The organism is Tangfeifania diversioriginum (assembly GCF_900141875.1).
Lineage (GTDB): Bacteria > Bacteroidota > Bacteroidia > Bacteroidales > Prolixibacteraceae > Tangfeifania > Tangfeifania diversioriginum.
In genome coordinates this window covers 36,753-51,602 of sequence record NZ_FQZE01000015.1, presented here as the reverse complement: position 1 = coordinate 51,602, position 14,850 = coordinate 36,753, and the positions used below count along the sequence as shown (strand labels likewise).

Annotated in this window: 11 protein-coding genes; 7 read left to right on the top strand and 4 right to left on the bottom strand. The window is 44.8% G+C overall.

All coding sequences use genetic code 11. The features are described 5' to 3' along the window. The gene (locus BUC07_RS10815) at positions 1-2,295 is read left to right on the top strand and encodes a transporter substrate-binding domain-containing protein (RefSeq protein ID WP_073169253.1); all 2,295 of its coding nucleotides are present in this window, start codon (positions 1-3) and stop codon (positions 2,293-2,295) included. Here BUC07_RS10815 and BUC07_RS10810 read toward each other — a convergent pair. Next, the gene (locus BUC07_RS10810) at positions 2,271-2,732 is read right to left on the bottom strand and encodes a peroxiredoxin (RefSeq protein WP_073169251.1); all 462 of its coding nucleotides are present in this window, start codon (positions 2,730-2,732) and stop codon (positions 2,271-2,273) included. The two genes, BUC07_RS10815 and BUC07_RS10810, sit on opposite strands and share 25 nt — an antisense overlap. Before the next feature lie 550 nt (positions 2,733-3,282). On the opposite strand from BUC07_RS10810, the gene tnpA reads away from it, so the two are divergent. From tnpA to BUC07_RS10780, 6 genes are all read left to right on the top strand, one after another. Continuing rightward, the gene (tnpA, locus tag BUC07_RS10805; protein WP_073169249.1) at positions 3,283-3,717 is read left to right on the top strand and encodes an IS200/IS605 family transposase; all 435 of its coding nucleotides are present in this window, start codon (positions 3,283-3,285) and stop codon (positions 3,715-3,717) included. Positions 3,718-3,985: 268 nt separating this feature from the next. After that, the gene (locus tag BUC07_RS10800) at positions 3,986-5,767 is read left to right on the top strand and encodes an L-fucose isomerase (protein ID WP_139279542.1); all 1,782 of its coding nucleotides are present in this window, start codon (positions 3,986-3,988) and stop codon (positions 5,765-5,767) included. A gap of 52 nt (positions 5,768-5,819) precedes the next feature. Next, the gene (locus BUC07_RS10795; RefSeq protein ID WP_073169247.1) at positions 5,820-6,818 is read left to right on the top strand and encodes a GntR family transcriptional regulator; all 999 of its coding nucleotides are present in this window, start codon (positions 5,820-5,822) and stop codon (positions 6,816-6,818) included. A gap of 33 nt (positions 6,819-6,851) precedes the next feature. Continuing rightward, positions 6,852-8,345: a TolB family protein gene (locus BUC07_RS10790; RefSeq protein ID WP_083578210.1), complete on the top strand. Its 1,494-nt coding sequence runs from the start codon at positions 6,852-6,854 to the stop codon at positions 8,343-8,345. A gap of 28 nt (positions 8,346-8,373) precedes the next feature. Beyond that, positions 8,374-9,849: a TolB family protein gene (locus BUC07_RS10785; RefSeq protein WP_083578206.1), complete on the top strand. Its 1,476-nt coding sequence runs from the start codon at positions 8,374-8,376 to the stop codon at positions 9,847-9,849. 13 nt (positions 9,850-9,862) lie between these two features. After that, positions 9,863-11,638, top strand: a complete 1,776-nt coding sequence (locus BUC07_RS10780) for a DUF6057 family protein (RefSeq protein ID WP_073169242.1) — start codon at positions 9,863-9,865, stop codon at positions 11,636-11,638. Between the two features lie 9 nt (positions 11,639-11,647). Here the strand turns inward: BUC07_RS10780 and BUC07_RS10775 are convergent, their stop codons facing one another. From BUC07_RS10775 to BUC07_RS10770, 3 genes are all read right to left on the bottom strand, one after another. Further along, positions 11,648-12,490: an MFS transporter gene (locus BUC07_RS10775; protein WP_083578205.1), complete on the bottom strand. Its 843-nt coding sequence runs from the start codon at positions 12,488-12,490 to the stop codon at positions 11,648-11,650. Next, entirely contained in the window at positions 12,388-12,831 is a 444-nt protein-coding gene (locus tag BUC07_RS20540) for an MFS transporter (protein ID WP_083578204.1), read from the bottom strand. Before BUC07_RS20540 ends, BUC07_RS10775 begins: the two co-directional genes overlap by 103 nt. A 108-nt stretch (positions 12,832-12,939) precedes the next feature. Next, positions 12,940-14,823, bottom strand: coding sequence for a RagB/SusD family nutrient uptake outer membrane protein (locus BUC07_RS10770; protein ID WP_073169241.1), 1,884 nt, complete (start codon positions 14,821-14,823; stop codon positions 12,940-12,942). Between the last annotated feature and the right edge of the window lie 27 nt (positions 14,824-14,850).

Sequence of the window (14,850 nt, the reverse complement as noted above, 5' to 3'; positions counted from 1 at the left end):
ATGATTGGGAGCGAAATCATAAATTATTGGATAACTTTTGCCAGGAAGAAAATTCTTGAGGAATGGTTTTTATTTCAGGGATTTAACGTAAAAAAAAGTATCAGTGTCTTTCTGTTTTTTTTCTTTTTTGCGCCCTTAATTTTTGCACAGCAAAGCAATTCAGCTATTACTGATTTCAATCAGGAAGATTCAATTGTTATTGCCTCCGAACCCGATTATCCGCCTTATTGTATTGTGGACGAAAATGGAAACGCTGATGGTTTTTCGGTTGAATTGTTTAAAGCCGCTGCCGAAGCAGCAGGATTACAGGTAGGTATAAAAATCGGGGTCTGGAACCGGATTAAAAATGACCTGGCCGAAGGACAAATCGATGCCCTTCCGCTGGTGGGGCGTACACCCGAACGCGAAGGAGTGTTCGATTTTACAATGCCTTATCTTTCGTTACATGGTGCTGTATTTGTGCGCAAAGGTACAACCGGCATTAATTCCTTTGAAGATTTGAAAGGCAAAGAAATTGCGGTAATGGAAGGCGACAATGCCGAGGAATTTGTGCGACGCGAAAAAATTTCAGTTAAGATTTTCACTACCAGTACATACGAAGAGGCTTTTCGAAATTTGGCAAACGGCCAGTACGATGCAGTTATAACTCAGCGTATTACAGGGGTAAAACTTATTGAAGAATTGGAATTGAGAACGTTAGAACCTCTGAAGTTTCAAATTCCACAATTCCGACAAGATTTTTGTTTTGCGGTTCAGGAAGGAAACAGCCAATTGCTCAACCGGCTTAACGAAGGACTCTCGATTGTAATAGCCAACGGCACCTACGATGAAATAAAAGCCAAATGGCTGGGACCCGACGATGACTCACTTGTAGCCCCCTATAATCTGGCTAAAATTTTACTCTTTATATTAATTCCCTTAGTTGCTGTTTTTGTTGCTTCGTGGATTATTTTTTTACGTAAAGAAGTAAAAAAACGCACCCGGATTTTAAAAGAAGAAATTTCGAAACATAAAAATACATTGCAGGAATTGAGGCAACAACAGACTATTGCCAAAAGTAACGAAGCTCAAATCAGGCTGTTGCTGAACTCAACTGCCGAAGGATTTTACGCCATCGACACCAACGGAAATTGTACGCTGATAAATCAGTCTGCACTTGAGATGTTGGGATTCAGCACTAAAAATGAGGTGCTTGGGAAAAATATGCACGATTTGATTCACCATACTAAACCCGACGGAACGGAATACACAAAAGATGACTGCCTGATTTTAAAAGCTTTCCAGGCAGGAAGAGGTACATACAGCGACATGGAAATGTTGTGGAGAGAAGATGGTACAGGATTTCCGGCTGAATATTTTTCGTATCCCATTCGCCAAAATGAGGCCATTACCGGTTTAGTTGTAACTTTTAGGGATATAACTGACAGGAAGAAAGCGCAGAGTGAACTCCTTCAGCTAAAAAACGACCTCGAAGTTAAAGTGTCCGAACGCACTGCCGAACTGGAAGATAAAATACAAAAGCTCAATAAAAGCCAAAAAGCCATGCTTTACATGGTGGAAGACCTGAACAATATTACAAAAGAATTAAAAGAACAACGCCGGTTGCTGGAATATTCCAACAACGAACTCGAGGCGTTTACTTATTCGGTTTCGCATGATTTACGGGCGCCGCTAAGGGCAATCAATGGTTTTTCAAGTTTCCTGGCCGAAGATTATGCCGATAAACTCGACGATGAGGGCAAAAGGTTTATACAAACAATCAGGGCCAATGCTGATAAAATGGACACGCTGATTTCCGACCTGCTCAATCTTTCGCGGGTTTCCAGGGCCGACTTGAAGCATTCGGATGTTGACATGAAGGCAACGGCCACAGAAATATTTGAAGAAACAGCCACCGAAGATGAAAAAAGCAGCTTCGAATTGACAATCCACCCAATGCCTGAAGTGAAATGCGATCAGCGGCTCATCCGCCAGGTATGGCAAAATTTAATTGGAAACGCTTTGAAATACAGCTCAAAATCCGACATTAAAAAAATTGAAATTGGCACAACTGAAAGCGAAAATAATAATGATTATGTGTATTATGTAAAAGATCACGGTGCCGGCTTCGATCCGAAATATGTGGATAAAATATTTGGCGTTTTTCAGCGATTGCACAAAGAGGATGAATTTGAAGGAACCGGGGTTGGTTTGGCCATCAGTAAACGAATTATTTTCCGGCATGGCGGCAAGGTTTGGGCCGAAGGGGAAGTGGGCAAAGGGGCCGCCTTTTATTTTACGTTGCCCAAAACCTGAAGTGCTTTGTCAACATGCTCCTTTACATTGGTTTGCGAGTTGAAAATATAAACCACTTTCCCGGTGCGGTCAGCTACATAAGTTACACGGCCAGGCATCAGCCCGAAAAAACTGGACGGCACACCAAATAATTTACGCACTTTGTTGCCCTCATCACTCAGTAGTTTGTAGTTCAGGTTGTGTTTTTCTGCAAAATTTTTATGGCTCCCCACCGATTGTCCGCTGATTCCAAAAACCTCTGCCCCTGCATCTGCAAAATCTTCATAATGGTCGCGGAAAGAGCAAGCCTCCCTGGTGCAACCAGGTGTGTCGTCTTTCGGGTAGAAGAATAGCACGATGTTGCTTTCCCCAATGAAATTTTTCATGTCCGCCACCATCCCGTTTTGATCCGGTAAAGAGAAGCCGGGAATTTTGTCGCCTATTTTTATTGCTGTCATAAATTTTTGTTTAAATGTTTTGTTGAATACTGTAACAAATTTGCTGCTTTCAGGTTTACTCCGGAGGCTTTTATGTTGAAAAGCATTTCTGAAAATAATTTAAATTTTATATATTGCAGCACAGTACAGCACAGCACAATATGAGAACTGATTAATCTCGGTTAGCAGCTCTTCACCTGGTGAATGATAAAAGTGAAAGTTCTTAACCAGTTTTCGGAATGGGCCAGACAAACGAAAGATGATAACTGACCCCGGCTTTTAAGCTGGGGGATTTGAAAGGATGCCGGGCTAAAGCCCGAGGACAGAGGTGAATGTCAGCCAGCCCCTGGCTTAAAAGCCAGGGTTATTAGTTATTAGGTAAGTGGAACATCGGATACTAACGCCAGTCAACAAACTGAGGAAAGTGAAAGCCAGTTAGGATAGTGCCCTTAGTATGAATCCAGCATTCGGGTAGGAACAGGCAAACGAAAACTAACCCCGGCTTTTAAGCTGGGGATGCAAGGATAGCAGATGAATAACCGGGCTTTAGCCCACATAAAGAAAAAACAACATGTCTTATGTAAGAATTTGGATACACGCAGTTTGGGGAACAAAAGAAAGGATCCCTCATTTTGCAGGTCCGGTTAAAAACAAGGTTTTCGACCACATTCGCAAGAATGCAAAGGAAAAAGGAATATTCCTGTTCGAAATTAGCGGACATAATGAGCATGTTCATTGCCTGATTTCGCTTACGGCTGAACAGACCATGGCAAAAGTGATGCAATTGTTAAAAGGGGAATCTTCCTACTGGATAAATAAGCAGAAGGTAGTTCCAGGGGAATTTGAATGGGCAGATGAGTATTTCGCTGTATCAGTGAGTGAATCGCAGGTGGGGCGGGTGCGACAGTACATCCGTAACCAGGAGGAGCATCACAGGAAGAAGAGCTGGGGAGAAGAAGTGGACGAGTTCCTTAATAATTACGGATTTGAAAGGATGCCGGGCTAAAGCCCGAGAACAGAGGTGAATGTCAGCCAGCCCCTGGCTTAAAAGCCAGGGTTATTAGGTAAGTGGAACATCGGATACTAATGCCAGTTAACAAACTAAGGAAAGTGAAAGCCAGTTAGGATAGTGCCCTTAGTATGAATCAAGCATTCGGGTAGGAACAGGCAAACGAAAACTAACCCCGGCTTTTAAGCTGGGGATGCAAGGATAACAAAAGAATAACCGGGCTTTAGCCCACATAAACAAATAATTCATTCTAAAATAAATAACTATGGCAAACAGATTAATTGGGAGGAATCCCAAAGTAGGTATCCGTCCTGTCATCGACGGACGTGAAAGAGGCGTACGCGAATCGCTCGAAGAACAAACCATGAACCTGGCAAAAGCCGCAGCGCAGCTCATTGAAGAAAATCTGCGTTTTCCCGGTGGGGAAGAAGTGGAGTGTGTGATTGCCGACACCACTATTGGCGGTGTGGCCGAAGCTGCTTATTGCGCCGATAAGTTTGAACGCGAAGGGGTAGGAGTGTCATTAACGGTTACACCATGCTGGTGCTACGGCACCGAAGTGATGGATGCCAATCCACTTGTTCCCAAAGCTGTGTGGGGATTTAATGGCACCGAACGGCCCGGTGCAGTTTACCTCGCCGCAGCCCTTGCCGGATACACGCAAAAGGGATTGCCTGCGTTCGGTATTTATGGCCGCGACGTGCAGGATGCCGGCGATAATTCCATTCCGGAAGATGTGAAAGAAAAAGTTATCCGGTTTGTGCGTTCGGCACTGGTAGTGGCTCAAATGAAAGGAAAATCGTACCTCTCGTTGGGATATACTTCAATGGGAATTGCCGGCTCAATGGTGAATCCCGATTTTTTTCAGGAATACCTGGGCATGCGCACCGAGTTTGTGGATATGAGCGAAGTGAAACGCCGCATTGACGAAGAGATTTTTGACAAAGAGGAGTATGAAAATGCGCTGAAATGGACCCGCGAAAACTGTATTGAAGGCGATGATTACAATAAACCCCAAGTACAGGTTGATCGTGGCCGGAAAGACAAGGAGTGGGAGACTGTGGTGAAAATGACGCTGATTTTCCGCGACCTTATGATTGGTAACCCGAAATTGAAAGAGGCCGGTTTTGGTGAAGAATCGAATGGAAGAAATGCCATTGCAGGTGGTTTTCAGGGGCAGCGCCAGTGGACCGATTATTTGCCCAACGGCGATTTTTCTGAAACGTTGTTAAATTCTTCATTCGACTGGAACGGCATTCGCGAAGCTTACGTGTTTGCTACCGAGAATGACAGCCTTAACGCGGTTCCCATGTTATTTGGTCATTTGCTCACCAATACAGCGCAGATTTTTTCTGATGTACGCACTTACTGGAGCCCCGATGCGGTAAAACGGGTTACCGGCAAAACATTAACAGGTATGGCAAAAGACGGAATCATCCATCTCCTCAATTCAGGCTCAACAACCCTGGATGCAACCGCCCAGCAATCCGATGAAAACGGTAATCCGGCAATGAAACCATTCTGGGATATTACGGAAGATGAGGTTGACAAATGCCTGGCTAAAACCCGTTTTTGCCCTGCCGATCGCGAATATTTCAGGGGAGGCGGTTTTTCCAGCCAGTTTAAAACCGAAGGGCAGATGCCGGTTACCATGTCGCGCATAAACATGGTTAAAGGGCTTGGACCGGTGCTTCAACTGGCCGAAGGCTACACCGTTGAGCTGGACGATGATGTACATGAAATACTGAACGAACGGACCAATCCAACCTGGCCAACCACCTGGTTTGCACCACGGACAACCGGAAAAGGTGCCTTTAAAGATGTTTATTCGGTTATGGCCAACTGGGGCGCCAACCACGGGGCAATAAGTTACGGGCACATTGGTGCCGATTTAATTACCCTGGCCTCCATGCTGCGCATTCCGGTAAATATGCATAATGTGGATGAAGACAAAATTTTCAGGCCCAGTGCATGGAATGCGTTCGGTGAAGATAAAGAAGGCTCCGATTACCGTGCCTGTGCTAATTTCGGATCGGTTTACAAATAAAATTCTCAAGTCATAGTCTCACTCTAAGTGAGGCTATGACTGGTTTTTAAAAATGAAAATATCTGAATTATATATCACTAAACAAGCCGGGCAAACCAAAATCCAGCAGTTGGTGCATTCCATCACCGAAGCCATCAGCAATGGGAGGATGAAGGAAGGGGACACACTTCCTTCGGTAAATCAGTTGAGTAGCCAGAGTGGTTTTTCGCGCGACACGGTTTTTAAGGCGTACAGCATCCTGAAAAAACGGACCGTAATTGAATCGGCACCCACAAAAGGCTATTTTGTGGCCAACGAAACATACAAGGTTTTTTTGCTGCTCGACGATTTTAGCGCGTTCAAAGAGCAGTTGTATCAGTCGTTCCGCAAAAATCTGCCCGAATCCTATTCGGTGGATTTGTTGTTTCATCATTACAACGAAGAAGTTTTTAATCAGTTGATTCAAAACAGCCTGGGACGTTACAGTATGTACATTGTTATGAACATCGACCACCGCACCATTTCTCCGGTTTTGGATAAAATCGATCCCAATAAATTGCTTGTTCTCGACATGGACAACCCTTCCGGAAGAAACAGAAATTATTTGGTTCAGGATTTCAATCGGGCGGTTTTGCAATGCCTTGAAGAAGGGGGACCGCAGATAAGAAAATACGACCAGCTGATAATGGTTTATTCGGAAAAAGACACGCCTCACCCGGCTGAATCAGTTACAGCTGTAAAACGATTTTGCGAAAACCATCAAATCACATTCAGAAAAATAAACCGTGTGAATGCTGTTCCGTTAAAAAAGGGACAGGCCTGGTTTGTAATTCGCGATGCCGATTTGGTGGAGGTGATAAAAAAATGCCGGGCAAACAAACTTAAACTCGGGCAGGATGTTGGGGTGCTTTCCTATAACGACTCTCCCATGAAGCAAATTGTCGGTGGCGGAATATCCGTTATTTCAACCGATTTTGAAAAAATGGGTGGATTGGCAGCAGAGTTCGTGAAAAATAAACAGCCGATTCAGAAAGTGTTACCAACTTTATTAACTTTGAGGGAGTCATTGTAATTCTGAATATTTAAATAAAACCTATAAATGAAAATGAAAATTGATTCAATTAACCTGCTAATTTTGTTTTTGGTGTTTTCAGTAAATTTAAATGCCCAGCAAATGTTTCAGAATTTTGAAGGCGATAATATTGGCAACCCCAAATTGAAAGGGGATTTTGTTTTCAACAAAAAAGATCAGTCTTTCACAGTTGAGGGAGCCGGATACAACATCTGGTTCGAACGCGATGAGTTTTACTTTGTTTCGCAGGAAGCTGAAGGTGATTTTATTTTTTCTGCCAGGCCAGCATTTGTAGGCGAAGGTGTTGATCCGCACCGGAAAATGGGATTGATGATCCGGAATTCTAAGGAGGAAGATGCTGTTTATATGGACGCTGCCATTCATGGGGATGGCCTCACGTCGTTGCAATTCCGCAACAAACCTGGCGGCGAAACCCAGGAAATTACTTCTGAAATGAGTGCACCTGATTTTATCCAGATAGAGCGAAAAGGGAAAGAATACATTTTCAGGGCTTCGAAAAATGGTGTACCGCTGGTTGAGGTGGGGCGGGTTGTCCTGGCTATGTCGCCTTCGGTTCGCGTGGGGATGTTTGTGAGTTCCCACAACGAAGAGGTGAAAGAAAAAGCGAAATTTTGGAATGTCCGGTTTGAAAAACCGGCAGCCGAAGATGTTGACGGTTATCAAAGTCCTTCGCCCGGCAGGCTCGAAATCATCGACATCGGGTCGGGCATTCGCGAAGTGATTTACGAAACCGAAACCCATATTGAGGCGCCCAACTGGTCGCGTAACGGAAAATTTCTGGTTTATAATTCCGGCGGGAAATTGTATAAATTCGATTTGAAGAAACGAACACCGGAATTGATTAACACCGGAGATGTGACGGACAACAACAACGATCACGGAATTTCTTTCGATGGCAAAACACTGGCAATAAGCAGCAGTACTGAAGATAACGGCCAGCACCATTCCATTATTTACACGGTTCCGGTTGAAGGAGGTACCCCGTTTCGGGTCACACCCAACGGGCCGTCTTACTGGCACGGCTGGTCGCCCGATGATAAATGGCTGACCTATTGTGCGGAGCGTGGAGGAAATTACGATGTGTATAAAATTCCGGTAAACGGCGGCGAAGAAATTCGGCTGACCACTGCCGAAGGACTGGACGACGGGCCGGAATATTCACCGGATGGTAAATACATTTATTTCAACTCGGTGCGCAGCGGAACCATGGAAATCTGGCGGATGAAACCCGATGGCTCAGACAAGGAACAGGTGACAGACGATGCGTTCCAGAACTGGTTTGCACATCCGTCGCCCGACGGCAATTGGCTGATTATGATCTCTTATCCTCCTGAAGTTCCGGCCGGCTCGCATCCACACAACAAAAGGGTGATGTTGCGGTTAATGCCGGTAAACGGTGGCGAAATCAAAACGGTTGCCTTTTTGTACGGCGGCCAGGGAACGCTTAATGTCCCCTCATGGAGCCCCGATTCAAAAAAAGTGGCTTTTGTAAGTTTTACGTATTAATACTTTTTGGGGAACAGAACCTATTGATATGAAACTGAAACACCTGATATATTATTTTATGCTGATTTATTTACTCGGTGCCTGTGCAACGGTGCCGGAGGAGGACAGCATCTCAATGGAACGAAATCCAGCTATTGAACCCGATTATTCAGCAATTACCATCCCTTTCAATATTGCGCCGCTCAATTTTTTTGTTGAAGAAAAAGGCGATGCCTTTTTTGTGGTGGTGGAAGGAGCTAACGGTTCCTCACTTACTGCTTCTTCCAAAAACGGGAAAATTCAGTTTAATGAAAAAAAGTGGAAAAAATTGCTGGAACAAAACCGGAGCAGGCAATTGGTTTATACTGTTTATACCGAAAATGATGATGAATGGCGCAAGTTTCAGTCGTTTAACCAAACTGTGACTGATGCCGGAGTAGATCCTTTTTTGTATTACCGGCTTTTGCACCCGGGTTACGAAAGCTGGACTGAAATCAGTATTGTTCAGCGTAATCTTTCCAGCTTTCAGGAAAAAACAGTGGTTGAAAACAACGTGCTGGAACAGAACTGTGTAAACTGCCACTCGTTCACCAATCAGAATACAGAAAAATTTTTGTTTCACGTGCGGGGCTCGCATGGTGGCACCTATTTCTGGGATAACGGCGAGTTACAAAAAGTGAACCTGAAAACAAAAGAGATGGAAAATGGGGCGGTTTACCCGCGCTGGCATCCATCGGGCAACTTCGTGGCTTTTTCGTCGAATAAAGTGGTGCAGCAGTTTCATGCTGCTGAATCGAAAAAAATCGAGGTTTCCGACCTGAATTCATCGCTGGTAATGTACGATACCCAAACAAACGAGATGATGGATGTGCCGGTTGGCAATGACGGACAATTTATGGACACCTACCCGGAATGGTCGCCCGACGGAAAATATCTCTATTTTTGCCGTGCCGCCCAGATTGGCGAAGAATACGATTACCGGGACATTAAATACAATTTGTGCCGGGTTTCCTTTCAACCTGAAACCCGTAAATTCGGGGAGACTGAGCTTGTTTTTGATGCATCGGCTGAAAATTCCAGTGTCTCTTTTCCGCGCATTTCACCCGATGGTAAATCACTTGTTTTTACGCTGCACGATTACGGCTGTTTCCCAATTTGGCATAAAGAAGCCGATTTGTATTCCGTTGATCTTGCCGATTTTTCTGTATCGGAAATGGAAAATGTAAACAGTGATTTTACCGAAAGTTACCATTCGTGGTCGTCGAACGGAAGATGGCTGATGTATAGCAGCAAGCGCGGCGACGGGCTTTCGGCAAGGCCATACATTGCCTGGGTGGACGAAAACGGGATTGCCGGGAAACCGTTTGTGGTGCCACAGGAAGATCCCCTGTTTTACAGTCGGTTCATAAAAACATTCAACATACCAGAGTTTGCAACTACTGAAATTTCATTTACCCCGGGTCAGCTGCGGAGAACCGCCGAAAGCCAGGCTTTACAGGCCCAATGGGCAGAAATTGAGAAATAAATGATTTAGTTTGATGAGAACAACTAACCTGAAAACCAGCCGATTTTTACACCTCTTGCCTTACCTGCTTTTTTTCACCGGAACAGTATTCTACTTCTACTGGTTTGCCAACTATATCTTCTTTTATCAGGAAAAAACATCGCTGTTTTTGGTGTCTTTTTCGTATTTAAAAGAACATTTCGATCAGCCGGGCGGCTTTTTGGAATACCTCGGAAGTTTGGTATCGGCTTTCTATTACCACAAATTTACAGGACCGGTACTGATGGGGCTGATTATTTTCGCCTCGGTTCTTTTGGTGGCCCGGATTGCTAAAATCAAAACAGGAAAGCCGGCACCTGTTTTCCCATTTTTAATTGGAGCGGGAATGGTTTACCTGCAGGCCAACTACCAGTATGCTGCAGTTAACAATCTTGGAATCTTTCTGCAGTTATTGTTTTTCTATCTCACTTTACGTTTTTTCAGAAAGAGGCTGGAGTGGATTCCGGTGCTCCTGTTTCCGGGTTGGTACATTTTAACCGGTGGCTTTTCATGGATTTTTCTGGTGCTGTTTGCAGTGCATTTGGTAATAGAAAGAAATGAGCACTGGTGGAAAAAAATAGTGTTGGTGCTGGTTTTAAGCGCAGCCGCTTTTTTCATCTCAATGGAATTTCTGTTCTATCAAACACCCGCCAATCTGCTGGTTTATCCCATTGAAGCGCAACAAACAGGAATGCAGTTAAAAGAACTTGCTGTCCTTGTTTTCATTATTCTGCTGCTTCCGGTTCTCTCAAAATTTAAAATTAGTAGTCTTCAGAATAAAAAGAAAAAAAAAATCAACTGGGTTCAGTTTGTACCGTTTATTATTTTGATTGGTTTGGCGTTTGCACTTGTTCCCAAAATCGACAAAAAGAACAGTCACTATTTTCATGTGGAAGAACTGTTTTACAAACAGCAATACGAAAAACTGATTGCTTTTAATGAGGCATTTCCATCCACAAACAGACTTACTATTTTCCTGAATAATATTGCACTTGCCGAAACCGGACAGCTTACCGATCGGCTTTTTGAATTCCCGCAGGATCCAAATGGCGGAACGCTATTCCTCGAGTGGGAAATGGTAGGCGAAGTTTTAAAGCGCGGCGGTTACTTTTATTACACGGTAGGAATAATTAACGAAGCACAGCGCTGGGCTTACGAATACATGGTAATGCGCGGCTACACTCCCGAAGGGTTGAAAATGCTGATAAAAACAGAATTGATTAACGGGAATTATGAGGTAGCCCAGAAATACATTCACACGCTAAAGCAAACAATTTTTTACCGACAAGAAGCCCGTGCTTATGAAAAATTGCTGTTTGACGATGAAGCTGTTGATGCCCATCCCGAGCTGGGCGAAAAGAAACGGATGAAACCGGAATCCGATTTTTTTGTGCTTTCGGATAATCCGGCGGCCAACCTCCGGCAAATTGTATCCACCGATTCAACCCATCTTTTTGCACTGGAATACCAGTTTGCCTGGCAGCTGCTACAAAAAGATATTGAAGGCATCGTTGAAAATCTGCCGTTGCTCGAAAAATCCGGGTACAGGAGAATTCCCCGCCATATACAGGAGGCTGCAGCAGGGTACAAACAACTGCAAATGGGACCTTTTCCCGAGTTGGGGTATCTGGGAATCGATCCGCAGATTGAGCAGCGCTTCAGGCGGTATTACCAGGTTTTTCAGCAAAACAGCTCATCACGGGAGCGAGCACATCGGGCACTTTACCGCGACTTTTCCGATACTTTCTGGTTTTACCTGTTTTTCAAATAAGGAAAATGTTTAATCCACATCTTTATTTCTGAAAAATATAACAAAAAGAACAAGCAGTACTGCCGAGAATATTGTTGTAACGGCCCAGATGGCATCCCAGTTATATCCTGCATCAGTATGATAATAGTCGATTAGTTTGGCACAAAGGAAGTTGCCAGCGAGCAGCCCCAGTCCAAAAGTGACCAGGAAAATAAAACCCTGCGCCTGCGACTTCAGATGTTTGGGTGCTTTTTTGTCGATGTAAATTTGTCCGCCCACATAAAAGAAACCGAAAATCAGCCCGTGAATCAGAATACCGATGTAATACATCCAGGGCTGGGTAATCACACCACCTGCGTAAAATGACAGGTAGCGGATAACCAATGCCACCAGTCCGTAAATCATGGTTTTGCGTAACCCGAATTTTTTAATGGCCACCGGTACAAGCAGCATGAAACCCATTTCGAAGAGTACGCCCCAGTTAATGGTAACTGAAATATATTTTGTATCGATGAAAAGAAGGAATTCCGAAAAATAGGAATAGTACATGGCAAACGGGATCATCGACAGGAAGGAGAGAACGATGAAAATGGCGAAATTCTTGTTTTTCATTAATTGCACGGTGCCCAGTCCGAATGCATCTATGAGCGTGGCTTTTTGCCCTTTTGCCAAAGGTGGTGTGTTGGGCAGGCCAAGGTTGGTAAATGCCGCAATGAAACTTACACCGGCACCGCAATAAAACGGGATGTTGGTTCCGTCGAAGTCGGTGTTTAAAAACCGGATGAAAATGATACTGAAAATACCTGATGCCACCCATCCGATGGAGCCAAATACCCTGATTTTCGGGAATTCTTCCGATGGCAGGTGTGCCATGGAATGGCGCTTGTGAGGCTCCACGAAGGCATATAGGCCAGCATGCCCAGCAGCAGGCAGAGGAATAAAATATTGGGGTTGTTGGTAGTTCCTGCCCAGAGCAGCATGGCAGCATGAATAAAATTCAAACCCGCCAGCACTTTTTGCGCGGCAAAAAAGCGGTCGGCCAGCATACCCACCAGGGGCGAGGCCATGCAGCCAATGGCCATTGAGCTTAGAATAAGCGCTTTTTGGGTGCTCCCAACTTCGAGGTTTGTGAGGTAAGCGGCCAGTGGGACCCACCAAACGGCGTACATCATGTATTGGAGGAGCATCATCGTGGAAAGTTTGAATTTAATCATGTTTCTGGTTTTATTCTTATTGTGTTTTTTACTAAATGAATTGGTACAATTTAAAAAGACCGGCTCAATGAACCGGTCTTCTTAAATTTATTTTAACTAAACTATTGGTTAATTATAACCGGGATTTTGTTGCAATTGCGGTGCTTTGTTCATTTCAGTTCTTGAAATGGGCAGCCAGTAGAATGAATCATTCCATTGTCTGTCGTCCACACTTTGCGCTGTGTCGTAGAACCATTTTTTGCTGCCATCGGCATAATGGTAAATTTTCATGTGATATACATCTTCAATTACCTCGTCGGCAATCATCCACTTGCGCATCATGTACCAGCGGTCGCCTTCAGCAAACATCTCGAGCTGGCGTTCTTTGCGATACCACTCCCTGGCCTGATCCTGATCGGAAGTTACCCTGTCGGGCAATCCGGCACGGTTACGAACCCTATTCAGGGCATCCAGCCCTTCCTGAAGGTTATCTCCGCCCAGTTCAATGCAGGCTTCAGCATAGTCGAGCAGAACTTCAGCGTACCGCATTTCTATCCATGCGTTTTCGTTATTAAAGTGCTGGCCAACTGTTGCCGGGTCCTGGTATTTTTTGAGGTAGTACCCGTTTTTGGTTCCGTTCCACGATTCGATAAAACTTTGCCTGGTATCAAGCCCTGCCTGGTCAATTTCATCCTCATTGGGCGCGGGTTTCATGAAATATCCGGTTTGAATACGGCCTTCCGGGTCAATTCCCTGGCCGTCACTTGGCCGTTGCATCCACTGGGCACCATCAAAAAATACAGTGGCGTAGAAACGCGGTTCGCGGCCTACGTAAGGATTTCTTTCCGGATCTTCGGCCAGCTCTTCAGCTGTAAATTCACGCACGGTAGTGTTTCCCGGATCGTATTTGTCAAACTGGAAAGGTTCACCGTTAGCCATTTCAAACTTACGTACAACAGGCTCATTCGGGCCGTTGTTACCCCAGTTGTGGTAACCGTTTGGTCCCCACCAGCGGTTTTGGGTGGTGGTATTACCCTGCGACTGCAAGTGCTGGACACCCCAGATAGCTTCATCATTCCATTCTCCTTTTTGGGTGAAAATGCTGAAGAAATTATCGGCGTACTGCATAACCACTTCTTCAGTCATTTCTGCCGGAGGATCGTCGGTGGTACCTGCCAGTGCGTAATGTCCGTGTTGGCCATCGATTACAGCTTTGGCAGCTGTCTTGGCTGCTTCCAGCCTTTGCGTCCGAGAACCGCTCTGGAATGAAACCAGCGGATTGGATGGTTGATAACCCCCATTCATCAGTATTCCGGTACTCCAGCTCAGAATTCTCGATTTCAAAGCTGCAGCGGCTCCTTTGGTGGCACGTCCCTGCTCAATTCCGTCTTTTTCTGGAAGTAAGGAGATAGCTTGATCCAAATCAGCCAGAATGAAATCCAGGGTTTCATCAATCGATGAACGTTGAACAGAAAGGAAATCCTGATCGAGTTCGAAAGGCTCATCAATGAGTACCACACCACCATACGAACGCATCAGGTTCACATAGTCGAACGCCCGGATAAAATAGGCTTCCCCTTTCATGCGCGGCAGGAGCACTTCGTCGCTGGATGTTTCTATTGGAACATTGTCGATGTTGGCCAGAAAAATGTTCACATTTTTAATATTGCCATATAACGACCATGTTATCCAGTTAAATCGCCAATTCCCAAAATGGCCCAGTTGGTCGGGACTCATGGTTCCTTTTATGTTAGTATATTCTCCGGGTCGGTGAATACACAGTACCTCATCAGTGGCACCGGCAAGTATATCTTCCCGCAACCCGAGCAGCATATTGTTGTCAACACCAATATAGTCGTAACATCTGCCCAGGTAGGCCTTGGTTAAGTTGATGTCCTCGAAAACCGATTCCTCATTGAAGGCATCCACGGCTTTCTGGTCGAGCACATCCTCGCAAGATGTTGCAAACAGCAGCATCATTGCCATTATCGAATAGATTATCGTTTTTTTCATATTCTTCATTTTTCAAATTACTTAAAT